The sequence below is a fragment of the Proteus vulgaris genome, from assembly GCF_016239305.1.
Lineage (GTDB): Bacteria > Pseudomonadota > Gammaproteobacteria > Enterobacterales > Enterobacteriaceae > Proteus > Proteus vulgaris_C.
In genome coordinates, this window is record NZ_JAEHOQ010000002.1 from 1 (window position 1) to 25,513 (window position 25,513).

The following is a 25,513-nucleotide window of genomic DNA, read 5'->3' on the forward strand; positions in this document are numbered from 1 at the left end:
TGCTCTTGCTAATTTATAGTTATCTCTTTATTAGTTACAACATACAATATATTTATTAAATTATAAGCACCTAACTATCTGTGTAAAAAATAACAGCTTAGCAGGGGAAAATTAGTGGCTTAACAAAATAAGATTTTTAATAGAGACAAGCATGAGAAGAAAAGCTAAAGAAAAAGAAAAGAGGTACGATTTTTATAGCACCTCTAAGCGTGATTTTAGTAAAAAGCTAAGTAACCTAATGCAGGCATAGCACCAAATAACACCAGTACTAATAGGATCTTTTCACCCAAAAGTAAGGGTTTATTGTCTTTATATTGTTTACGTGTATATAAAAACATTAAGATACCAGGTGCATAAAGCACAACAGATAACAATAAATTAATAACACCAGACGCATAAAGTAACCATAAACCATATATACTTGCAGGTATGGCTATCAGTAATAGAGCACGGCTACTACGTGCAATGGCAACTTTAAATAGAAATGCACCCACTAAGAAGTAAGGAACAAGGATCATCTCTGAGGCGATAGTCAGCAATGTATTGTAGTTACTTCCTGTTAGCCAAATTAATACTAAAGAGAATTGAACAGCCAAGTTGGTAAACCATAATGAAGATGAGGGTGCATCATTTTTATTTTGTTTACCGAGCTGTTTAGGGAATGAATGATGCAATGCTGCGATATAGGGAACTTCTGCAGCCATAATTGTCCAGCTTAAATATGCACCACAAACAGATAAAATAAGACCTGCTGCAATAATTATTTCACCCATGCTACCAATCAGCTGTACAAGAAGAGGAGCCATTGACGGGTTTTTCATTGTTGCTAATTCAGCTTGGCTGACTAAACCTTGCGATAAAAGCGTCACAAGAATATAAATAATCAGAGCAATAACAACCGCAAGTACGGTTGCTAACCCAACATCTCGTCGATTTTTAGCTCTAGCTGAAACGACAACGGCACCTTCAATACCAATAAATACCCATAGCGTAATCAGCATTGTATTTTTAACTTGGTCCCAAACAGGGATACCCATATTTATTCCTTGAAAATCAAGGGTAAATATATCCATATTGAAAGCTAATAGGGCGACAATAACAAATAATCCTAACGGAATAAGTTTTGCCATTGTTGCCATTAAATTAATACTGGCGGCTGTTTGTACACCACGCAAGATAAGAAAATGAACAACCCAAAGTAATATGGACTCTCCAATTAAGGCCTGCCAAGTATTACCATCACCAAAAATGATATTTTCAGGAGAGTCTGTAAAAAAACTGAAGGCAGCAAAAACAATAACAAGATAGGAAACGTTAGCGACAACAGCGCAGACCCAATAACCCCATGCAGAGCAAAAACCAATAAACTCACCAAATCCTTCTTTAGCATAAGTAAAAATACCACCATCAAGATCAGGTCGAAGGCGAGAGAGAAGCAATAAAGACGTGGCAAGAAAGAGGATCCCAACACCTGTTATCACCCAGCCAATAATCAGTGCAGCAGGGCTAGCAACTTCAGCCATATTTTGAGGCAAACTGAATACACCTGCACCAACCATTGAGCTTAACACTAACGCGGTGAGTGATATTAAGCCAAGTTTCTTATTCAAGGATAATTACCTACGTGATTAAAATTGTAAATAAATAGCGTATTTTCTTGTTTTTTGGTCAGTAAATAGAATAAATATGAATATCTCAAATTTAAATAAAGATAAAAACACTAAAAAACAGCGAGATTTTACGGAGAGTTGACTTGGTTGTCTATGCATTAAATCATAAAAATTATGCACTTTCATAAGATATGGTTTGTTTGATTATATTTTGAGTAAAAAAAAACCTCGCATAAGCAAGGTTTTTATTAATTAGGAAGTTTTATTACTTGAATAGGTCAGCAGTAATAGTGACTGTACCACCATCACTTTGCCATTCATTTGTAATATGGTAATACTTAGCACCTTTTGCGGCCGCACGTTTAGCAACCTGATAAGAAATCTCTGGTGAGTTTACAAAGTATCCGCTAAATGTAATGGTATCAAAAGGATCCATTAACGCAGCGGCAGCTTTGTTGACTTCTTGGATTTCAGTACCATCAGGTAATGTGACCGTGTAACGACCACTTGCACCTGAAGTTTGTGTATCAGCAAATGTGCCTACGCTTCTATCAAAATCAGTGTTTGATGCAAGACCTGGTTTCTCAACTTTATTGGCAGCGGCTCCACCTTCTGCAATAAGTGCGCGACCTGCATCAGAATCATAAGGAACAACTGCTTCTGGTGCTTGAATAGCACGTTTAGGTGCATCTTTTTTGTAGATATAAGCTGTAACTTCTTGGTTACCACCATCATTCGTCGATATATTACGTACAATAAAGAATGATGCAGCACCTTTTTTAGCAGCCGCTTTTGCAATTGCATCGTTAATATCAGGGGTTGTTGGGAAATAACCACGGATAGAAACAGTATCAAATGGTTGTAACAGAATTGCTTCAGGTTTTGGTAATTCAGTTACGCCATGAAAAACACGATAGCTTTCTGCTTCTGCTTTGGGTGCATCTTTATGGTATAGATCTGCAGTAACACTCATGTTGCCGCTATCACTAATATCATCGAGACCTTGAATATAGAAACTATCAGCACCGACTTTATCCGCACGACGAGATACCGCATCAGCGGCTTCATAAATAGCGTTAAAACGACCGATAACTGTAATTCTTTCAAATGGTTTTAGTTCTGCAGCTTGTTCGGGTGTTAATTCCTGAGCAGCCTGCGCAACAGTGATATTAGTTAAAGACAACATCGCTGCTGCGATGACTGAGGTTTTCAGCTTCATACAAAATCCTTCCGCCTTGCGCAATTAATATTGGTCATGTGCTGAACGTAGTGGTTTATCACATAGAGATTAATTATTACATGTAATAATAGCATTTGTCGCATTATTTTATTTAGCGAATCACCACAGAGTCAAATGACCAGTATATGTTACCAGATATTTACCTGAATACAGTGAATAATTCATAAATATGCCTTTTCGACTGAAATGATCCAATTAAGTTCAATTTTAGCTTTACACAGATATAGATTATTGGTTTTATTTTCAGTAGGTTATTAGAGCTCCGATTAATAGCATGCATATTATTATTTTTAACATTTTTTTTGCATGAATGTGAAGTTAACGGAGAAGTTTTAACAGATCTCTATGGATAAGAAGGGAAAATTATGCGAATTGGTATACCCAAAGAGCGACTTTCTAATGAAACAAGGGTTGCGGCAACACCTGCCACAGTAACTCAACTCATAAAATTAGGATTTACAGTCGCAATTGAAAACGGTGCTGGTATTACTTCTAGCTTTGAAGATAAAGCTTATCAAGAAGCTGGTGCTGAGATCCTCGACCTCCAAAATGTTTGGCAATCAGACATTATTTTGAAGGTAAATGCACCGCTTGATAATGAAATAGCACTATTACAAGAAGGCGCAACGTTAGTGAGCTTTATATGGCCGGCACAAAATGCGGCATTGCTCGAAAAACTAGCTGAAAAGAACATTAACGTTATGGCAATGGATAGTGTGCCACGTATTTCTCGTGCACAATCTCTTGACGCATTAAGCTCGATGGCAAACATTGCTGGTTATCGTGCTGTTGTTGAAGCCGCTCATGAATTTGGTCGATTCTTCACGGGGCAAATTACTGCTGCTGGTAAAGTACCACCAGCTAAAGTGATGGTTATTGGTGCGGGTGTTGCAGGTCTTGCTGCGATTGGTGCAGCAGGAAGCCTTGGCGCAATTGTTCGTGCATTTGATACTCGCCCTGAAGTTAAAGAACAAGTTCAAAGTATGGGAGCTGAGTTCCTTGAGCTTGATTTTAAAGAAGAAGCTGGCAGTGGTGATGGTTACGCGAAGGTAATGTCAAAAGCCTTTATTGATGCTGAAATGGCGTTATTTGCAGAACAAGCAAAAGATGTTGATATCATCATTACAACCGCATTAATCCCAGGAAAGCCGGCACCTCGTTTAATTACGAAAGAAATGGTTGATTCAATGAAACCAGGGAGTGTGGTTGTCGATCTTGCTGCCCAAAATGGGGGGAACTGCGAATATACTGTGCCTAATGAAGTCTTTACGACAGAGCATGGTGTGAAAATTATTGGTTATACTGATCTTGCGGCTCGTTTGCCGGCACAATCGTCTCAGCTTTACGGTACTAACTTAGTCAATTTACTGAAATTACTCTGTAAAGAGAAAGACGGCAATATCAACATTGATTTTGATGATGTTGTTATTCGAGGTGTTACCGTTATTCGTGCTGGTGAAGTAACATGGCCAGCACCACCAATTCAAGTTTCAGCACAGCCTAAAGCTGCACCGGCTGCGAAACCACAAGAGAAACCTGTTGCTAAACCCGTTTCACCTTGGAAGAAATACGGTTTATTAGCTATTGCTTTCTTACTATTTGCATGGCTTGCCAATGTTGCACCAAAAGAGTTTTTATCTCACTTTACGGTATTCGCGCTTTCTTGTGTGGTGGGGTATTACGTTGTTTGGAATGTTAGTCATTCATTACATACACCATTGATGTCAGTTACAAACGCAATTTCAGGCATTATTGTTGTCGGTGCAGTACTTCAAATTGGGAGCGGTGGTTGGGTTAGCCTCTTTTCGTTTGTCGCAATTTTAATTGCGAGTATTAATATTTTTGGTGGATTTACTGTTACTCAACGTATGTTGAAAATGTTCCGTAAAGGATAAGGGAGACAATTATGTCCAGCGGAGTTGTTACAGCGGCATATATTGTCGCCGCGATATTATTTATTTTTAGCCTTGCCGGCTTATCAAAGCATGAAACCTCTAAACAAGGTAACTACTTTGGTATTGCAGGGATGGCGATTGCACTATTCGCAACTATTTTCGGGCCTTATGCTGGCAATGTAGGTTGGATCATTATTGCAATGGTAATCGGTGCTGTTATTGGTATTCGTCTAGCTAAAAAAGTCGAAATGACTCAAATGCCAGAATTAGTCGCAATCTTACACAGTTTTGTAGGTTTAGCGGCTGTTTTAGTAGGTTTTAACAGTTATCTTGACCACAACACGGCAATGGATCCTGTAATGGTGAATATTCATCTAACAGAAGTCTTTTTAGGGATCTTTATTGGTGCTGTTACATTTACAGGTTCAATTGTTGCTTATGGTAAATTAAGTGGAAAAATGTCGTCGAAGCCGATGATGTTGCCTAATCGCCATAAATTAAACCTAGCAGCTTTAGTTGTTTCTTTCTTATTGATGGTTTGGTTTGTTAAAACAGACAGTGTTGGCTTACAAGTTTTCTTAATCATCGTAATGACTGTAATTGCATTAGCATTTGGTTGGCATTTAGTTGCATCGATAGGTGGTGCTGATATGCCAGTTGTTGTTTCGATGCTGAACTCCTACTCAGGATGGGCAGCAGCAGCAGCTGGCTTTATGTTGAGCAATGACCTTTTAATTGTAACGGGTGCATTAGTGGGTTCTTCAGGTGCTATCCTTTCTTATATTATGTGTAAAGCGATGAATCGTTCTTTTATTAGCGTAATAGCAGGTGGATTTGGTACTGATGGCTCAGCTCCAACTGAAGAAGGTGAAATGGGGGAGTATCGCGAAACAACGGCTGAAGAAGTCGCTGATATGCTGAAAAATTCAACTTCTGTCATTATCACTCCAGGTTATGGATTGGCGGTTGCTCAAGCACAATACCCAGTGCATGATATCACTGAGAAATTGCGTCAACGTGGTGTGAAAGTGCGTTTTGGTATTCACCCAGTAGCAGGGCGTTTACCGGGCCATATGAATGTATTGTTAGCGGAAGCTAAAGTGCCTTATGACGTTGTATTAGAAATGGATGAAATTAATGATGATTTCTCTGATACTGATACTGTTTTAGTTATTGGTGCTAATGATACGGTAAACCCAGCAGCACAAGATGATCCAAATAGCCCAATTGCAGGTATGCCAGTATTAGAAGTATGGAAAGCACAAAACGTCATTGTGTTTAAACGCTCAATGAATACAGGTTATGCAGGGGTTCAAAATCCTCTGTTCTTTAAAGAGAATACGCAAATGTTATTTGGCGATGCTAAAGCTAGCGTAGATGCAATTTTAAAAGCGCTGTAATAGATACAGATAGTGAATAGTAAAAAGCCAGTCAATTCAAATTTCTGACTGGCTTTTTATTGGTATACACACTAATAAGTTTAATCGTGATCGCTATCAACTGTAATAGGGCAGGTAAAACCGTCGGGTTTGATGGCCAATAAATCACATTTGATATGATCTATCAGTTGTTCTGCAGTATTTCCTAAGAAGGCCGCTGAAAGTCCCGTTCTTCCTAAAATACCTAAAACAACAATACCCGCATTTAACTCTTCACAAACTTGAGGAATAACTTGTTCTGGTAATCCTTCTTTAACATGTGTTTTTTCTTCTGGGATGCAGAATTTCTGACGAAGTTCTTTCATCGCAATAAGATGCTGACCACGAAGTGCATTGTTATAAAGATTAGGATCAAAATCAGGTAACTCAATCGCAATATTAATTGGTGCGACAGGATAAGCACTGAGTAGATGAACATCAGGATTTTTCTGTATGCGATGAGATAAATCAGTTGTTAATTCGATAAGTTTTAGATTAAGAGCATCATGGTAAGATTCTTCATTTGATAAATTTGCTGCTACGACAATAGTACCGTATTCAGGCCACGCTTTATCTTTAACCATCCAAACAGGGCAAGGACATTTTCTAAGTAATTGCCAATCTAGAGGAGTAAAAATAAGTGAACCTAATTTATCATGTTGATGAGCCATTTTTATGAGTAAGTCATGTTGATGAGCTACAACTTCTTCAATAATGGCTTCATAAGGGCGATTATGCCAAATGACTTTAATGTCAATTTCTATGCCGGCTTCAAGGTAATAGCGAGACTGCTGTTTGATCCAAGCTGCTTTTTGACTAATAACACCTTTACGCATTGCGTTGCGTTCATCGGGAGATAAAAGGGTTGTCATGTCATAGGAGAGATCATAAACAGGTAGAAAAGCTTTTATCCGCCCACCATTACGCTGAACGATATAGACAGCACGGCGAAGTGCTGGTTGGTCATCTTGGTTAGGATCAATGACAACGAGAAGGTTTTGATATTTTTCCATTGTAATATCCTCTTTAGGGCTGGATTTATCCATCTACAATTTAAAGATAACCCAAGAAGATAAAATGCAATAGTACAAAATAGAAAACGGGACACAAATTTGTGTGCCCCGTTATAAAATTAGCGAGTGAAATGTAACAGATTAAACTTCAGCTGACGAAGGAAGTTTGCCTGCTAATTCACTTAATAGCGTACCATCTTCAATGGTAATGTATTTGCCTTTAACGCTTAACATACCACTTTTTTGGAAGCGACCTAATAAACGGCTAATCGTTTCAACGGTTAACCCCAAGTAATTACCGATATCACCGCGTGTCATGGTTAAACGGAATTCACGAGGAGAAAAGCCACGCTGAGCGAAACGACGAGAGAGGTTATAAATAAAAGCGGCCAAACGTTCTTCTGCATTCTTTTTCGATAGCAGTAAGATCATCTCTTGGTCACCTTTGATTTCACCACTCATCAGGCGCATCATTTGTTGACGTAAATTAGGCATTTTGCCTGACAGATCATCCAAAGTTTCAAATGGAATTTCGCAAACCATTGATGTTTCTAAGGCTTGTGCGAAACTAGGGTGTTCAGTATTAATAATGGCGTCAAATCCAACCAAATCACCAGCAAGATGAAATCCTGTTATTTGCTCGTCGCCTTCTTCCGTAATGGTATAACTTTTAATTGTACCGGAACGTATGGCATAAAGTGATTTCAGCTCATCACCTGCTTTAAACAAGGTTTGACCTTTTTGGATGGGCTTTTTACGCTCGATAATATTATCGAGTTGATCAAGCTCATGCTCGTTTAAAGTAAACGGGATGCAGAGCTGGCTAATACTGCAATCCTGACAATGGATTGCACAACCGCCAGATTGGATTCGGCGAACGACGCGTTTTTCTGGGATCATAAGCTTGCTCATTACAAATAAAAATATTGATATGCGTCAATTTTAACACATATTGCAGTAATTGGTAAGGGGAATAACGATACGTGTAGAAATAATTCTGAATGTAACAAAACATGTATCTTGATAAAAACAATGTTTCGTTTAAAAGCTTATTTAGAACAATTTGCGCTAACCCTATACTCAATTGGTATATTATTCGATTTTCTAATGAAATTATAGTGCTATTACTAAATTATCCTCGCCAAAAGCCAAAAATGAAGGTGTGCTTCAATATTTTCTATCTTTATATTGACATTTAATTTACGGCTTTATCTTAAACTCGTGTTTTTTATACATAACTCTTTATTTTCTTAACAAAAAATAAGTAAAGTTAACTAGATGTATTTTTGATACAACTTAATGCTACCTTGAATTAGCTTTTCCTTATAAAAAATGGGGAAATTGCAAAGAATTATGAAAAATCGAAACATTCTATTACCTATTAAGTGGTGTTGATATACATCAATGAGGGTTTACCCCTATACCCTATTATTTTCACTGATGAGAGTTGTTATGTGAGAATGATAAACTAATGAAAAAAATAGAAAAAAGTGAAAAAAACAAAGGAGTGATGTCTTTAAGTCGTCGCCATTTTGTTCAAGCAAGTGCGGCATTAGTTACTGTGCCTTTTTTCGCACGAAATGCACAAGCTAATACAGATAAAAGCTTACCTATCGCACGAAATGATGCAGAGCCCGCCACTGTTGTTGCTACATGCAGTACTTTTGACTGTGGTGGTAAGTGTGATATTCGAGCACATATAAAAGAAGGTATTGTTACTCGTATTACCACTAGACCGGATAATGAATTAGATGAAGCCATGCCTATTATGAGGGCATGTGTGCGCGGACGAGGTTATCGCAAATTTTCTTATCATGCTGATAGATTGAAATACCCAATGAAAAGGGTTGGTAAACGTGGTGAAGGTAAATTTGAACGCATTTCATGGGATGAGGCAACAACGCTCATTGCAGAAAATGTGACACGTTTAACGGAAAAACATGGTGCAGCAAGTCGTTTTTTAACAGTGAGCACAGCAGTAACAGGGGGGATCTTCTCTGGTGATACTATGATGAAGAAACTCTTTAACTTAACGGGAGGGTATCTTCCTTATTACCATTCAGTCAGTTTGGGTAACACCTTAAAGGTAACGCCTTATACATATGGTATTGCAAAAACAGGTAGCTCTCTCGATACCCTTGAAAATACACCATTAGTGATTTTATGGGGTCATAATCCTAATGAAACTATTTTTGGGCATACTAACCATTATTTTCAAAAGATGAAAAACAATGGTACTAAATTTATTGTGGTCGATCCTCGTTATTCTGATACCGCCCAATCTCTCGCTGATCAATGGATACCGCTTTTACCAACGACAGATAATGCTTTAATGGATGCAATGATGTATGTCATTGTCACCGAAAATCTTCATGACAAACCATTTATTGATAAATATGTTATCGGTTTTGATGAAGAACATATGCCAGAAGGTGTTCCCGCTAATGAATCATTGGTTGCTTATTTAACTGGTAAAAAAGATGGCATAGAAAAAACACCTGAATGGGCGGAGAACATCACAAAAGTCCCCGCCAATACCATCCGTCAACTTGCACGCGAATATGCCATGACGAAACCAGCCGCATTAATTCAAGGTTGGGGGCCTCAACGTCATATTTGTGGTGAGCGTAGTGCCAGAGGCTCGTCATTACTCGCTGCTATTACAGGAAACGTTGGTAAAAAGGGGGCATGGGCCGCTGGATATGGTGGTATTGGTAACCGTCAATCTATGCGTGGACCTAATATTGGCGAAAACCCAGTAAAAGCCAAAATCTCTATTATGAATTGGATGCAGGCTGTTGAAGATGCAAGTAAAGTTCGTGCTGAAGATGGGCTTCTTGATGCAGATAAGCTTGATACTAATATTAAGATGATCTTCTCATTAGCGGGTAATTATTTAGTTAACCAAAATCCCGATGTGAATGCGGCAGCGAAGTTATTAGCAGATGATTCAAAAGTAGAATTTATTGTTGTCAGTGATCTCTATTTATCACCTTCTGCAAAATATGCTGATTTAGTGTTACCTGAAACCAGTTTCTTGGAGCGTTGGAACATCGGAAATACATGGGGAACAGGTAATTATTTCCTACTTTCTGAAAAAGTTATTGAGCCCGCTTTTGAGCGCCGTTCTGATTATGAATGGATTACAGAAGTTGCTGAAAAAATGGGTGTAAAAGAAGCTTTCACTGAAGGTCGTAGTGAGAAAGAGTGGATTGCCCACCTTGTTGATATCAACAAAGCACGTTTTAAAGATAGACCTGATTTCCCTAATTTTGAACAGTTACAAAAAACACGCCGTTATCTTTTTAAAGATGCTCCTTTTGTTGCATTTGAAAAAAACATTAATGACTTTGAAAATAATCCATTCCCGACACCTTCAGGTAAAATTGAGATTTTTTCTAAACGTCTTTATGACATGAATGATCCTGATATTCCGGCTTTGTCTCATTATGTACCTGCAATTGAAGGTCCTGAAGACAAATTAGCAGAAAAATATCCATTGCAAATGTTGACTTGGAAAGGAAAAAACCGAGCTAACTCAACACAGTATGCCAATCCTTGGTTACAAGAAGCACAACGTCAAGAGGCGTGGATAAATCCAATTGATGCTGAAAATAGAGGCATCAAAAATGGTGATATGGTGCGTATTTATAACGATCGCGGGATCACTGAAATTCCAGTATTAGTAACACAACGTATTATTCCTGGTGTTGTTGGTTTACAAGCTGGCGCTTGGTGGGCTCCCGATGAAAACGGGGTTGATCATGGTGGATGTCCTAACGTTTTAACATCGACACGAATGACACCATTATCACATGGTAATTCACATTTAACTGTTTTAGTTGAGGTAGCCAAAGCATGAGTGACTTTAAAGAATATGCACCGGTGAGCGATGAACAGCTCGGTTTCTTTATTGATTCCTCTCGTTGTTCTGGTTGCAAAGCTTGCCAAGTAGCATGTAAAGATAAAAACAATTTAGACGTTGGTCGCCGTTTTCGCCGTATTTATGAAGTAAAAGGGGGCGGTTTTGCACCAACAGGACAAGGTGGCCTAGTTAATAATGTGTTTGCATATACATTAACTATTTCTTGTAACCACTGCGAATCACCCGTTTGTGTGAAAAACTGCCCTACAACAGCAATGCACAAACGTGAAGGTGATGGCATTGTTCGTGTTGATACATCTAAATGTGTAGGTTGTGGTTATTGCGCGTGGTCATGTCCTTATGGTGCACCACAAATGAATGAAGAGACCGGGCAAATGTCAAAATGTGATTTTTGTATCGATTTACTATCAGAAGGTAAAAATCCAATTTGTGTTGATACATGCCCACTAAATGCGATTAAATTCGGCAAGATTAAAGAGTTAAGAGCAAAATATGGACATTTAAGCCAAGTCCAAGGATTACCTGACTTTACGATGACAAATCCAAATTTAGTTATCAAGCCCCATACTGGTGCGACGAAAAAGGGAGGAGTTCAAGCATGAATGAATGGCCATTAGTGACCTTTACTTTATTCGTCCAGAGTTCTGTTGGCGTGACTCTTTTCTCAGCTCTTTATTTTTGTTGGCTGGAAAAAGAAATTGGTAATCAAAGAGCCACGGTTGCTATGCGACCCGTGTTATTAACTGCCGCTATTTTAGGATGTTTAGGATTATTAGCATCAACGCTACATATGGGATATCCATGGAATGCTTTTCATGCATTGCGCCATATTTCTTCATCATGGTTGAGTCGTGAAATCATATTTGCCGCCGTTTATCTTGGTGCATTATGCCTTTATACCTTAGTGGTTTTGATTAAAGGGAAAATGAACAAAACCTTATTAGCGATTATTGGTTTACTTGGCATCATTGATATAATTTGTATGGCATCATTGTATTACAACACTTCGATGCTGACATGGATGCACATTAATACTTATTTTATGTTTATAGGCGCACTATTTTCAACAGGGGCAACTATAGCACTATTAATAACAGCAGTTCGTGTTAAAGCCTTTGTAAATAGTGAACTAGCAAAAAAAATTGTAATCAGTGCATTAGTCGTTATTTTTCTTGCAATGACATTACGAATGGCAGAGCAACCCTTTTATTTAGAATGGATGTCATCAGTCATTTCAACAAATGATGCAATAACATTCCCTCATACGCCTATCATTGCGTATAATGAAACATTCGGATTAAGAATATCTGCATGGATTTTGTCAATTCTTGGCATTTTAATGATGGGATACAGCGTATGGAAATATCGTAATGCTGTATTTACTTCAGGATTGCGTATGGTATTAGCAAGTAGCGCAATAATACTGATTGCAGAAATTCTCAATCGTTTTGCATTCTTTATTGTAAAGTAGTGGAGTAGTGATGTATGAGGCGTTTTATTAAGGTGGATCTTCCTCCTGAACCAATTATTAATGATAAATGTGTTAGAAAACGCCTCAAACAAAGCCTATGTGATAGCTGCTCTAAAGTTTGCCCTGTGGGCGCTATCACTTTTGGTCACTTAGATGTAAAAATAGATAATGAACGCTGTTTTCAATGTGGTAATTGCCTATTTACTTGCCCTGTAGATGCAATAGAAAACATTGCACCTCATGAAAGAACATATCAGGATAATTATCTTGTTGTTAATTATGATGAACCACTAGCAAGCACAGAAGAGTTATTAGTGTGGCATCGTCAATATCACATTAGAGGAATGAAAATAGCACAACCTTTAGTGGATAAATGGCTTCCTGTTTTAGCGAATTTAAATCTGCAACTAAAAACATTACAAGAGCCTATTTGGCAATTAATGATCACGGAACCTACTGATATTGATAGTGGACGTCGTTTTATGCTTTTTCGTCAAAAACTCGATGAAAAACCATTAAATAAAAACCAAGTAAGAACAGGATTAAATGCAAGAAAACAACTATATCCAGAAGATAGTTGGTTCCAGATTCAGTTAGATAACGAAAGGTGTATTCTTTGTTCCGCATGCGCCAAAGTCTGCGATGAAGGTGCGATTGAACTCGAAAACAATATATTCACACTAGATGAAAAACGTTGCACTGGTTGTATGAATTGTGAAGTCGTTTGTTTTCCTAAATCTATTCATGTTAAAGAACATGTTGCTAAAAATAACGAACCCATTTTTTATCATTATTATGATGCACACTGTGAAAAATGTCGGTTAGCTTTTTTATCATGGAAAGCTGACGCAACATTGTGTCCGATTTGCATACAACATCAGAAGCAAGGTTGGTTATAATCTTCCTTTAAATACACTTGATTTATTGCTCAATAGGCGAACACTTTTCTTGAAATAAATAAGATAAGTGACAGAAACAGCTTAATTAGCGTTAAAATCTGAGAGTGGACAAATTAAATGGGAGCATATGATGAATACTGTTTTACCTGCAAACATGTTAGAGATTGCTATTACAGAACCTGGTGATATAGACAAATTACAAGCTAAAATATCACCCATTCCTTCACTTCCTCCTCATTATCTTTTAATTAAAGTTGCAGCCTCAGGTGTTAATCGACCTGATATTTTTCAAAGGCAAGGAAGCTATCCGCCACCAGCAGATGCTTCACCTATTCCGGGCCTTGAAGTCGCTGGAGAAGTAGTGGCTTTAGGTGAAAACTGTACTAAATGGCAATTGGGTGAGCGGGTATGCGCTTTAGTTGCGGGTGGTGGTTACGCTCAATATTGTATTGCGCATGAAGATATCGTATTACCATCCATGAATTTAACGGATATTGAAGCTGCGGCATTACCTGAAAATTTCTTTACCGTCTGGGCCAATTTATTCCAGCTAGGCAAGCTAAAGCAGGGCGAATCAGTCCTTATACATGGTGGAACATCTGGGATCGGTTCTACAGCGATTATGATCGCTCATGCTATAGGAGCGACCATTTATACAACCGTTGGCTCAGAAGAAAAAATGGAAGTAGCTTACAAAATTGGTGCAGACTATGTCATTAATTACAAACAGACCGATTTTGCTAAAGAAATTCCGATGCTAACTCACGGCAAAGGGGTAGATGTTGTATTTGATATTATCGGTGGCGATTATGTCGAGAAGAACTATCAAGTTGCGAGCAAATTTGGACGCATAATTCAAGTGGGCATGATGAAAGGGATGCCTAAAAATTTAAATATGATGCCCATGATGATTAAACGATTAATTCATACTGGTTCAACGATGCGCTCTCGTTCAGTAGAAGAAAAAGCACACATTGCACAAGAATTAAAACAACATGTGTGGCCATTGATTGCTGAAGGTAAAATTAAGCCAATAATTAATGCCATTTTTCCATTAACAGAAGCGGGAAAAGCTCATCAGTTAATGGAGTCTGGTGATTTAATTGGTAAAGTTATGCTAGAAAGTACGACTTATAACTTAAATGATAGTAACTAAGAGTATTAAATCTTATTTGTTATAAGAAATGATGATTTTTTTTGTTTAAAAAAGCGAATATTCCGAAAAACACATGTTCAATTGAACATGTGTTTTTTATATATTGAAGTAAAAATGAATAACAATTAAATAAATATATTTTTGGTGGCGCATGAAATTTAATATCTATCCCTTTTAATGGATGTTAGGCGATAGAAATATTCATTTATTCTAATTAAGGTAGATTTAAGTATTAACCTTAGTAAAAATAATATCACATTGGCAGAAAAGTAACTTAAATCAAAATTAATAATAAAATAAAGAAACTAACAAATAAAACTAAATCATTTATCATTAAATAGAGAAAACTTTAGATTGAATTGAAAAAATCTTAACTGATATCAATAAAATAAAGAAGATTCTTACTCATCATGTAGTATATCATTTGAATAGAGATTAATTATTTACGATTAATAAACACAATTCTCATTAAAACAAATAACAAAAATTTATATATAGGTGCGATGATGGCAAATCATAAACAAACCTGTCTGAGTGCTACAGAGCGTGTATACCATACCCGAACCGTTGATACCCTAGCATGTTATCATCGAGAGATGGCAAAAATATTAATGAATAGTGAGTATTCTTTTCCTAATGCAAATAAAGCAAAAAGAAATAATAGTGATAATTTAGAGACTAAAATAAAAAATTGTACAATTGAAAAAAAAGCAGTAGATAATGCTTATGACAATATTTTAGAGACGCTAAAACAGCAAAGTAATTTTACTCAATCAGATATTGAGCCTTATTTTTCTCATCATCATTCACAGGTGATGCAGTTGGCTAAATTCGGCTATCTTTCTGCATTGGCTTACAATTCAGACAATGTTTTTAATCACCACTCACCCTTACAAAAACAACAAGAAAAGAAAATTATAGATGATCTCTGCAAATTAATTGGTTTTTCATCAAAAGATGTATTTGGTCATATCACAACAAGCCATACCCTTGCGTGCTATGAAATATTATGGGCACTTAGAAATTTAAAAACATTACCAATGGCTATTGCCCGTCATCCTAAATCAAGAGATTTGGTTGCAGATAAAAAAGCATTTGAGTTATTCAATATGTCTATCTCAGATATTCTAGCTATGGGTGAACAACTCCATAAACGTGAGATTTTTGATGATGTTAGTTATTTGACATGCCGGGGAACAGGCATGACAAAAACAATGCATTTAGGAAAATTACTTGTCCCTATTTCACGTTTTGAATTTTGGAAAAAAGCAATGGACATATTGGGATTAGGATATGACAACCTTATTGCATTGCCCATTGATAGATCATTTAAAACAGATACTGAAAAAATGCGTAGTATTGTTTTACGCCTTATTGAACAGGGTGAACCTATTTTGGGTATTATTGGTATGTTAGGCTCCCCATCTTATGGCAGTATTGATAAGTTAAAACCACTTTTTGAATTAAGAAAAGAGTGTGAGGAAAAATACAAAAACTCTTTTTATATTCATATTGATGCTTCTCAATTTGGCTATATGAAAAGCTTGTTTCTTGATGATAATTACGAACTTATTCCTTATAAGACGTTGTGCAAAAAATTAAAAAAAGAAGCACCTCTACTTGAACTAACGCCAGAAATATATGAGAGCGTCACACAACTTTCTCTCGCTGACTCTGTCTCTTTTGAGCCTTTTCAAGCTGGTTTTTCACCTTATCCCACGGGAGTCGTATGTATTAAAGATGCACGCATGAGCCGTTTTCTCACTAATCCACCAAGATTATGCCCAGAGCAAGCTGATGGTGTTCCCGAAATTGATGGTATTCAATCAGCACCTGCAGTGGCTTCGATGTGGAGTGTGCATCAACTCTATCCCTTTACTTTATCGGGATATGGAAAATATGCCCAAATTCAATGGGAAACACGAGTCAAACTTGAACAATTTTTTAATCAAGCTCAAGCCTTTGAAAAAGAAGGGGAGCACTATTTTATTCGAGTTTTATCAGCATCCGATTTTAATAAATTAAATTTTGCAATTGTGAAAAGAGGGAATACGTGTTTAGAAACACAAAATAAGTTGAATAAAGAAATATATGAAAACTTAGTTGTAAAAAGTCACTATAGGCAAGACTTAAGTTTACTTACACTTTGTGCTCGTAATAGTGATGATGCACCCACACAGTTTTGTCATGAGTGTGATCTTGATAAAAATGAGTGGGAAACAATCAAGCATTTAAGTCTGTTACAACTTACCATAAAAAGTACGCAGATAGGTGATAAACAACAAATTGAGGCAGGGTACCAATATATTAAGAAGGTCGTTTTATCTGCGTTAGATAGATAGTTATAACAACAACTTTTTATCATTAAAAATATCCTAAAAAATGAAGAAATGAGTGATATCTCATTATCTTCGTTTTTTGGTGGTTCACTGTCTGCATTTAATTGTCCTCTTTATAAAGAAAGTGACATCGTCACTTATTATTTTCTCTTTACTGCTTGTAGCCATCAATTTGTCTTTACTTTTCCCTATGATCAGTTTTTGGGTTATGGCATTTTAGCCTGTAATAAGGGATAAGAAGATCAAGAACAACATGATGAGTGGCTGAATAAAAGTGAACATTAGTCTGATAGTAAGGAAAGTAGACTAATAAAACTAAAAATTAAGACGACACATCCTAATACCTCACTGTGGTACTAACCAAAATAGAGCGATAACGACTTACTTAGAATTCATTTTTATATCTATTTTGATTTTTTCTTCTTTTATTTTCATTGATAGCACATAAAAGCAAGTTAGAGAATGAGAATCATTCATAATACTATCTCGTTTTATACGAATTAATCATAAATAAATCATGTTGTTAAAGATAAAATATATTTAGATATATCTAAAGCTTGATCATTTAGATATATCGGTTTATATTGCATTGTATAAATTCGATATATCTAAAACAATGAGGGAATATTTATGATGATTCGAGCATTACATTCACTTTATCAACAGCGCGCCGAAAACGGTGAACATGGTAGTCATGGTCACGGAAAAGGAGGTTGTGGAGGTAAAGGTAAACAAGGTCGACACCATGGAAATCACAGCGAATGCTGTCATGGCGAACATGCTCATGGACATGAAGGCCACGGTGAATGCCGTCATGGTGAGCATGCTCATGGACATGAAGGCCACGGTGAATGCCGTCATGGCGAACATGGTCATGGACATGAAGGCCACGGTGAATGCCGTCATGGCGAACATGGTCACAGACATGACGGTCGTGGTGAATGTTGTCATGGGGAACATAATTCTGAAAGACAAGGTAAACAACGCGGTCGTGGATGCGGTGGACGAGGTAAAGGTCGCCAATTAAAACGTATGTTTGATCATGGTGATTTACGAGTTCTATTGCTCAGTATGATTGCGAAAAAACCGAGTCATGGTTATGAAATTATTCGTGAAATAGATGAAGCCTCTTCAGGATTATATGTACCTAGCCCCGGTGTTATTTATCCAACACTAACATTACTTGAAGAACAAGATCTACTGGTTGCCAGCATTGCTGAAAAAGGTCGTAAAAATTACAGTATTACACCAGAAGGCTCTGCATTTTTAGCTGAACATCAGGAAATAGATGTCAATATTCAAAGAAAACTTGCTTATGCGAGAGACTTGTCTCAAAACGCGGGAGGGGTTTCAGAAGAGATTGAATCTGCTGTTGGAAAATTAAAGGCTGTATTACGCCATAAACTGGTATTAAAAGAGCTCTCTGTGGAAAAAGCGGAACGTATTGCTTCTATTCTTAATGAAGCAGTTGAGAAAATTGAAGCTATTAATGAGGCATTGATCTCAGAGGAAAGAGAAGATGAATAAAACAGATACTCAACCACAAAATACAAGAAGACATAATGAAATAGCAAAAGAGGATTTGGAAAATAATCCAGCGGTAAAAGAACAGATTTGCCCTAAAATGCCAGTTTCCTACTTTCGTAGAGCATTACGTAAACCTGGCAGAATATGATAATGATGGACGGAGGTTATCATGATATGACCTCTGTCAGTTTTTCTTCTATCGGTTGTTCCTTCCCATCGACTGCTTTACAAAATGGTTTTTAAATAACAGAACCCAATAATTTCCTTATAAAATTCGTTTTACTTCCTAATTACTATCTTAGCTATCACTACCTTTATTTTTTGTAAGTCATCATTTTTTGATGGCTATTTATGGCGTTTTTCTTCAGTTATTGTACTGATATCAAAAAAATCACAAATGATTGTGGAAATGTTCCACATTAGCGATTATTTTATTTAGGTTAGTAAGCCATTATAAAAATAGAAAACCTAAACCAGAGATATGCTTGTAATAACAATAAAATACCAAATTAAAATAATAAACGTTCGTAAGCACTTAAACGAGAATAAGTGCATTATTTCAAACGTATACCTTACTTGATAATACGTGCGTTTAATGCGCATAAATAAGAGAAAGGTAACATAGATAGTGGTTTATTTATTGTTAAGAATAGAAATAACGATGCGAATAAGCGGTTGATATTTATAAAAGTATCGCCGCATAAAAATAACAATACGCTCATCAAATAGAATAATCGATCAACTAAGTTGATTGTTATGTATTTGCTGTACCTGTTGAATCAACATTTGCTAACTTAGGAATATTCGAATGAAAGTGAAAGCGTTATCTGTAGTGATAAGTTTGATATTCGCTACACCGTTATGTGCTAATGCACAAACTGACATAAGAGCTATTGAAGCAAGATTAAATGCATTAGAACAACGTGCGAATGCGGCTGAAGCAAGAGCAGCTGTGGCAGAGCAAAAAGCTGCTCGTCTTGAACAACTCATGAATTCAAATAATGAATCTAAAGGAAAACCTACAAATAACGTTACTTCAATTAATATGGAGCAACGCATTACTATATTAGAAAAGCAATCAAATGAGGCTCAAGCCAAAGCCAATATCGCTCAGGCTCAGCTAAATGAACTTCAACAAAAACAGTCAGTTCAGCTTGCTAATACAAACAATAAAGAAGGTACAGGTTTTTTCTCTACTAATACAAATTGGGGCGATCTCAAATTGTATGGCGATGTTGAATATAATATTGATGCGGCAAGTAAAAAAGGTCAATTAACATCAATGAGAATGATGTCCGGTAAGCAAAAAGACTTTGATGATAATGAAAAGTGGTCACTTAACGGGCGTATTTTAATCGGAATCGATGGTGAGCGAGAATTAAAAAACGGTAATTATGCTGGTTTTCGTGTTCAGCCTATGGCAGACATGACAGGTAAAATGAATTTAGACGATGCTGCCTTTTACTTTGGTCAACATAATAAATGGGAATATAAAATTGGCCGTTATGAAGCTTATGATATGTTCCCTTTAAATCAAGATACTTTCGTCGAGTATTCAGGTAATACTGCAAATGATTTATATGGTGATGGCTTTGGTTATATTTATATGATGAAAGAAGGGCGAGGCCGTAGTAGTGATGGTGGTAGCATGATGGTTAACACACATTATAACGACTGGTATTTTGAGTTAAATGCGTTAATTGAAGACGGAACTTCTGTTTTTAAAGATGGCGAGTATCATGGGCGTAAACTTGATAATCGTAAAAATGTTATTTATATGCGACCGGTTGTTGCATGGCAGAAAGATAACTTAACAATTGCAGGTGCAATAGACGCAAACGTAATAAGTAAAGCTTATGGTTACGAAGATGAAAATGGGAAATTCCAAGATCAATCACGTCGTACTGGTTATGGTCTAACGTTAAAATGGGATACTTTAACTGATGATCCTATTAATGGCATTGTTGCAAATTTAAGTGCTGCTTATCTTGATGCTAAAGACGAAAATGATTTTTCAATTGGTAGTAATGTGTTGTGGCGTAAATTCCAATTAGGTTATATCTATGCACATAATGATATTAAAGCTTATTATCAAACAAGTGGAAATAATGAGCAAAATGAAACCTATTTAACGCTTAATCCTGGCAAGTACAATATCAATACAGTATTTGCTTCTTATGAGTTGCCTAATATCTTAGATATGGATAATTTTAAAACCTATCTAGGTGCTTACTATTCGCGGATAGATGGCAAAGATGAGATAAATGTACATAGTAGCGATAAAGATCGTTACGGAGCTCGTATTCGCTTTAAGTATCTATTTTAATTTTATTTTTGATACTTTAAATTAGGCATTAGTCCCATACCTAAAGACTTCAAATTTTAACGTACTGTTGTTAATTGGAGTCTTTCTCTCTTTATATATGTATAGCGATAAGCATATAAAACCTCAAATACCTGATAAAAGGAAGGCTAATAGATTTAATGAAAGGAATCTTAACGCTTTACTTAATTGCTTGAACCTTTTCCCCTTAATTACATGTTCTCTTTTTTAAGTTGTGAGATCTCTCGATTTTTTGATCTTTCTCGGCTAGATAACTGATTTTACTCGTGCCATTGTTTTATTTCCTGCCATAATCGGTTTAACGATTACAGATGTAAATAACGTGTTTAAGTACGATTAATATTTAGCAGGAAACAATTCAATGCCTTTCAATACACAAAACAGCTATTCGGGTAATAACAAGATCTATAAGAACCATAGAATAAAAATACTATTAATAGGTTTGGCCTTAATTCCTTTCTTCGTATCTGCAGATGACCTTTCACAATTACCAAAAAAAGAGCGAGTAGCTTATTTTACTCAAGCTCAGCAAGCGGGGATCACAGGTGTTGCTATTAAAACCAAACCTGTATTGGCAAGGCCAGCTAAAGAAGGCGAAATCATCACAACCATTATTAAAGGTGAAGGTGTTGAAACGGTCTCTGAACCTGCAAAAGTGGGGGATTGGGTAGTGCAAAATATCTGTCCAGAAACAGGTAATGAAGAAATATTGGTAAGAAAAGCTAAATTTGCTCAACGTTACAATACTGTAGAAAAGAATGAAATTAATTTAGTGTCTTATCCTAATGATTATCAACCTTTTATCCCGAAAGGGATCGAAATGAATTATTTTATTGTGCCAGTATCTACACCAGCTTTTGCAATGAAAGCTCCATGGGGAGAATTGCAACGCTTTCAACCGGGTGATGCGGTCGTTCAATCCACAACGGATAGCCAAGATATTTATCGTATTCAAAAAGCAGCATTTAAGTGTACATATACTATTCTTAAGCCGGCTAAATTAGCACAATAATATTGAGCTAATCTGTGATAGGTTGAGTTATTATTTTTATAATTCATAATGTTGTAAGTATATCGCCATTTAAGGCAAGGATATTAAATAGAGAGAGTAGTTGATAGTAAATAAGGCATACGGTCATTGTTGTTTTGTTGCTTTAATAGCTACATTTCGTTAACCTATCTCTATCAATTTCTTCAACTCATTAGGTAAAACCTATTGAACTGATAGTAGGAATGTATTAGCTATTCTCAAGTGGAATAGGTACATTAGTTCCCATACCAAACAGGAGGAAATACAATGTCTTTAATTAATACCCCAATCAAACCATTCAAAAATATGGCATTTAAAGACGGTCAATTCGTAGAAGTGACTGAAAAGGACGTCGAAGGCAAATGGAGCGTTTTCTTCTTTTACCCTGCAGACTTCACTTTTGTGTGCCCAACCGAATTAGGTGACTTAGCGGATCATTATGCTGAGTTCCAAAAAATGGGCGTAGAAATCTACTCAGTTTCTACCGATACACATTTTACCCATAAAGCATGGCACAGCAGCTCAGAAACTATTGGTAAAATCAAATATGGTATGATTGGTGACCCAACTGGCGCATTAACTCGTAACTTCGAAAATATGCGTGAGAACGAAGGTCTTGCAGACCGTGGTACTTTCGTTGTTGACCCACAAGGTATCATCCAAGCAATTGAAATCACAGCTGAAGGTATTGGTCGTGATGCATCAGACCTACTACGTAAAGTTAAAGCTGCTCAGTATGTAGCTAGCCATCCAGGCGAAGTTTGCCCTGCAAAATGGAAAGAAGGTGATGCAACTTTAGCTCCATCACTAGATTTAGTTGGCAAAATCTAAATAAGAATTAAGCCACTAAAAAAGTTATTTATCGGGTGTTTCGGCACCCGATTTTATTGAGGGTGCAAAAATGTTAGATAATAATTTAAAAGCTCAATTGAAAGCTTATTTAGAACGATTAACCCAGCCAGTTGAGTTAGTAGCAACATTAGACGACAGTAAACATTCAGCTGATATTCAAGCGCTATTAAAAGAAATCGAACCATTATCCGATAAAGTCACTTATCGTGAAGATAATAACGCTAATGTACGTAAACCATCTTTTCTTATTACTAACCCAGGAAAAAAAACCGGTGTTCGTTTTGCAGGCTCGCCATTAGGCCATGAATTTACGTCATTGGTTTTAGCATTACTGCAAACCGGTGGTCACCCATCAAAAGAAGCACAAGAATTACTTGAACAAATTCGTCAGTTAGACGGTGAGTTTCATTTCGAAACCTATTATTCGCTCTCTTGTCATAACTGCCCTGATGTTGTTCAGGCATTAAACTTAATGGCGATTTTAAATCCGAAGGTCACACATACAGCGATCGACGGAGGCATGTTCCAAAATGAAATTCAGGAACGTAATATTATGGGCGTTCCTGCTGTATTCTTAAATGGTAACGAGTTTGGTCAAGGTCGTATGACTTTAGCTGAAATCGTTAACAAAGTAGACAGCAATGCAGAAAAGCGTACTGCGGAATTATTAAACCAAAAAGATGCATTTGATGTATTGATTGTTGGTAGTGGCCCTGCAGGTGCATCAGCTGCTGTTTATTCAGCACGTAAAGGTTTAAATACTGGTCTTATTGGTGAGCGCTTTGGTGGTCAAGTTCTTGATACTGTTGATATTGAGAACTATATCTCTGTACCAAAAACAGAAGGTGCAAAACTTGCAGGTGCATTAAAAGCTCACGTTGATGATTACCAAGTGGATGTGATTGATAGCCAAACAGTTAGTCGTTTAATCCCGGGCGCATCAGAAGGGGAATTACACCAAATTGAAACAGCATCAGGTGCAATTTTAAAAACCCGTAGCTTAATTATTGCAACAGGTGCTCGCTGGAGAAATATGAATGTTCCCGGTGAAAATGAGTACCGTACTCGCGGTGTAACTTATTGTCCACACTGTGATGGCCCACTATTTAAAGGTAAAAGAGTCGCTGTAATTGGTGGTGGTAACTCAGGTGTTGAAGCTGCAATTGACTTAGCAGGCTTAGTCGAACATGTCACAGTATTAGAATTTGCGCCAGAAATGAGAGCCGATGCTGTATTGCAGAAAAAACTGCGTAGCTTAAGCAATGTAGAGGTTATCTTAAATGCTCAAACTACAGAAGTGTATGGTGATGGTACTAAATTAACTGGTCTAAAATATAAAGATCGCACCAATGATTCTATGCACGATATTGCGCTAGCAGGTATTTTCGTTCAAATCGGCTTATTACCTAATACACAGTGGTTAGAAGGTACTGTTGAGCGTAATAAGATGGGTGAAATTATTGTTGATGCTCGTGGTGAAACCAATATTAAAGGTGTTTTTGCTGCGGGTGACTGTACAACAGTACCTTATAAGCAAATCATTATCGCCGCCGGCGAGGGTGCTAAAGCCTCACTTAGCGCATTTGATTACTTGATTCGCACGACTGCAAAATAAGCAAACTAGACTTAAAAATAAACTAGTTAGTATTGTAAAAAGCATCTCAATTGAGATGCTTTTTTTCTATCTTCAATTTTTAATTTATCGAAAAATCTCTATTCATCAACCCCAAACAACCTATGCTATTATCTCACGACTTAAATAATCTATAGGGAAGTTGATTGATATGAATATAAAAATGATGAGTTTTAGACAAATTGTTCCTGCACTTCTTTTTTCTTTGGTAAGTGTTAGCTCTTTTTCTGTCAATGCAGATATCGAAGTTCGTGATGAAACCTTATTTGAAGCGCATCAGCGTTTTAAAACTCATATTATAAATGACAGTTTTGATAATATTGATCCACCTTGGGAAGCGCCATCAGAAATATTTAATGTTGTTAAATATCCCGCTAAACCCGGTGATATGTATGCCTATTTAACACCACCTCCGACAAATAAAAAAACGAAGTTACCTGCTGTGATCTGGCTAAATGGAGGTTACGGTGGAATAGGGGGAGATGATTACTTTTGGCAACCTAAACCGGTTGATAATGACCAAACAGGGGCTACTTTCCGTGACCCCAATATGGTGCTAATGATCCCATCTTTTCGTGGTGAAAATACTAATCCTGGTCGTTATGAAATGTTTTATGGTGAACTGGAAGATTTAGATTCTGCTAGAGAATATTTAGCATCATTACCTTATATTGATCCTAAACGTATTTATGTAGTTGGTCATAGCACTGGCGGAACACGAGCATTATTAGCGAGTGAGTATAGTGATAAATTTAGAGCGGTTTTTTCTTTGGGCGGAATACCTGATCTTAAATTACGAGCTGAAGGAAATATGATAGTTGAATTACCTTTTGATATAAATAACGAAGAAGAATTTAATGTTCGCTCAGTATATCGTTATATTAAATCGATAAAAACACCAACATTTTATTTCGAAGGTCGTGACTATTTTTGGAATGAATTTAATGAGTTACGTACCGTTGCAATGATGCATGACATCCCATTAAAAATATATAATATTAAAAATGGTGATCACTTCAATATTATTGTTCCTGTCAGTAAATTAATTAAAGATAAGATTTTACAAGATATTGATACAAATCAAGAAAGCAATATCCGATTTACCAATGAAGAAATTAAATGGATAAATAAACAGGTTCGATAATAATTTAGCTTATACTTAAAAGATTTATTTTAATAACTTGCTCTTTTATTTAATTG

At 36.6% G+C, this 25,513-nt stretch carries 20 protein-coding genes; 16 read left to right on the forward strand and 4 right to left on the reverse strand.

Annotated elements, in window-relative coordinates:
- Positions 1-215: 215 nt before the first annotated feature.
- Positions 216-1,610 carry a basic amino acid/polyamine antiporter gene (locus JEP40_RS01550; protein ID WP_198622141.1) on the reverse strand — a complete coding sequence of 465 codons (1,395 nt, stop codon included), beginning with the start codon at positions 1,608-1,610 and terminating at the stop codon, positions 216-218.
- A 265-nt stretch (positions 1,611-1,875) separates the two neighbouring features.
- Positions 1,876-2,829: a DUF1471 family protein YdgH gene (gene ydgH, locus JEP40_RS01555; protein ID WP_198622142.1), complete on the reverse strand. Its 954-nt coding sequence runs from the start codon at positions 2,827-2,829 to the stop codon at positions 1,876-1,878.
- Between the two features lie 386 nt (positions 2,830-3,215).
- Here ydgH and pntA point away from each other — a divergent pair, with 386 nt between their 5' ends.
- A complete protein-coding gene (pntA, locus tag JEP40_RS01560; RefSeq protein WP_198622143.1) occupies positions 3,216-4,745 on the forward strand; it encodes a Re/Si-specific NAD(P)(+) transhydrogenase subunit alpha in 1,530 nt (509 codons plus the stop codon).
- An 11-nt stretch (positions 4,746-4,756) separates the two neighbouring features.
- A complete protein-coding gene (pntB, locus tag JEP40_RS01565; protein WP_072068172.1) occupies positions 4,757-6,145 on the forward strand; it encodes a Re/Si-specific NAD(P)(+) transhydrogenase subunit beta in 1,389 nt (462 codons plus the stop codon).
- A gap of 80 nt (positions 6,146-6,225) precedes the next feature.
- On the opposite strand, the gene uspE is transcribed toward pntB, so the two are convergent.
- Both uspE and JEP40_RS01575 read right to left on the reverse strand, forming a co-directional pair.
- A complete protein-coding gene (gene uspE / locus JEP40_RS01570; RefSeq protein WP_198622144.1) occupies positions 6,226-7,176 on the reverse strand; it encodes a universal stress protein UspE in 951 nt (316 codons plus the stop codon).
- Between the two features lie 141 nt (positions 7,177-7,317).
- The gene (locus JEP40_RS01575) at positions 7,318-8,076 is read right to left on the reverse strand and encodes an FNR family transcription factor (RefSeq protein WP_072068170.1); all 759 of its coding nucleotides are present in this window, start codon (positions 8,074-8,076) and stop codon (positions 7,318-7,320) included.
- Positions 8,077-8,647: 571 nt separating this feature from the next.
- Between JEP40_RS01575 and JEP40_RS01580 the strand changes: the two genes are divergently transcribed.
- The 14 genes from JEP40_RS01580 to JEP40_RS01645 all read left to right on the forward strand — a co-directional run bounded on the left by JEP40_RS01580 (position 8,648) and on the right by JEP40_RS01645 (position 25,457).
- A complete protein-coding gene (locus tag JEP40_RS01580) occupies positions 8,648-11,038 on the forward strand; it encodes a DMSO/selenate family reductase complex A subunit (RefSeq protein WP_198622145.1) in 2,391 nt (796 codons plus the stop codon).
- Positions 11,035-11,664 (forward strand): DMSO/selenate family reductase complex B subunit, encoded by a 630-nt coding sequence (locus tag JEP40_RS01585; protein WP_198622146.1) that lies wholly within the window; start codon positions 11,035-11,037, stop codon positions 11,662-11,664. Before JEP40_RS01580 ends, JEP40_RS01585 begins: the two co-directional genes overlap by 4 nt.
- Positions 11,661-12,533, forward strand: coding sequence for a dimethyl sulfoxide reductase anchor subunit family protein (locus JEP40_RS01590; RefSeq protein WP_198622147.1), 873 nt, complete (start codon positions 11,661-11,663; stop codon positions 12,531-12,533). The genes JEP40_RS01585 and JEP40_RS01590 overlap by 4 nt, the downstream gene beginning before the upstream one ends.
- 14 nt (positions 12,534-12,547) lie before the next feature.
- On the forward strand, positions 12,548-13,432 hold the full coding sequence (locus JEP40_RS01595; RefSeq protein ID WP_198622148.1) for a 4Fe-4S binding protein: 885 nt from the start codon (positions 12,548-12,550) through the stop codon (positions 13,430-13,432).
- Positions 13,433-13,559: 127 nt separating this feature from the next.
- Positions 13,560-14,588 carry an NAD(P)H-quinone oxidoreductase gene (locus JEP40_RS01600; protein ID WP_198622149.1) on the forward strand — a complete coding sequence of 343 codons (1,029 nt, stop codon included), beginning with the start codon at positions 13,560-13,562 and terminating at the stop codon, positions 14,586-14,588.
- 506 nt (positions 14,589-15,094) lie between these two features.
- Positions 15,095-16,930 carry a pyridoxal-dependent decarboxylase gene (locus JEP40_RS01605; RefSeq protein WP_198622150.1) on the forward strand — a complete coding sequence of 612 codons (1,836 nt, stop codon included), beginning with the start codon at positions 15,095-15,097 and terminating at the stop codon, positions 16,928-16,930.
- 48 nt (positions 16,931-16,978) lie between these two features.
- Positions 16,979-17,164 (forward strand): hypothetical protein, encoded by a 186-nt coding sequence (locus JEP40_RS01610; protein ID WP_198622151.1) that lies wholly within the window; start codon positions 16,979-16,981, stop codon positions 17,162-17,164.
- A gap of 393 nt (positions 17,165-17,557) precedes the next feature.
- Positions 17,558-18,454 (forward strand): PadR family transcriptional regulator, encoded by an 897-nt coding sequence (locus tag JEP40_RS01615; protein ID WP_198622152.1) that lies wholly within the window; start codon positions 17,558-17,560, stop codon positions 18,452-18,454.
- Positions 18,447-18,602, forward strand: coding sequence for a hypothetical protein (locus JEP40_RS01620; RefSeq protein WP_198622153.1), 156 nt, complete (start codon positions 18,447-18,449; stop codon positions 18,600-18,602). Before JEP40_RS01615 ends, JEP40_RS01620 begins: the two co-directional genes overlap by 8 nt.
- Before the next feature lie 660 nt (positions 18,603-19,262).
- Positions 19,263-20,780, forward strand: a complete 1,518-nt coding sequence (locus tag JEP40_RS01625; RefSeq protein ID WP_198622154.1) for a carbohydrate porin — start codon at positions 19,263-19,265, stop codon at positions 20,778-20,780.
- A gap of 379 nt (positions 20,781-21,159) precedes the next feature.
- Positions 21,160-21,810, forward strand: coding sequence for a hypothetical protein (locus JEP40_RS01630; RefSeq protein ID WP_198622155.1), 651 nt, complete (start codon positions 21,160-21,162; stop codon positions 21,808-21,810).
- Between the two features lie 285 nt (positions 21,811-22,095).
- Positions 22,096-22,659 carry an alkyl hydroperoxide reductase subunit C gene (ahpC, locus tag JEP40_RS01635; RefSeq protein ID WP_006536680.1) on the forward strand — a complete coding sequence of 188 codons (564 nt, stop codon included), beginning with the start codon at positions 22,096-22,098 and terminating at the stop codon, positions 22,657-22,659.
- A gap of 70 nt (positions 22,660-22,729) precedes the next feature.
- On the forward strand, positions 22,730-24,295 hold the full coding sequence (gene ahpF / locus JEP40_RS01640; RefSeq protein WP_198622156.1) for an alkyl hydroperoxide reductase subunit F: 1,566 nt from the start codon (positions 22,730-22,732) through the stop codon (positions 24,293-24,295).
- 169 nt (positions 24,296-24,464) lie between these two features.
- Positions 24,465-25,457, forward strand: coding sequence for an alpha/beta hydrolase family protein (locus JEP40_RS01645; protein WP_198622157.1), 993 nt, complete (start codon positions 24,465-24,467; stop codon positions 25,455-25,457).
- Positions 25,458-25,513: the final 56 nt, after the last annotated feature.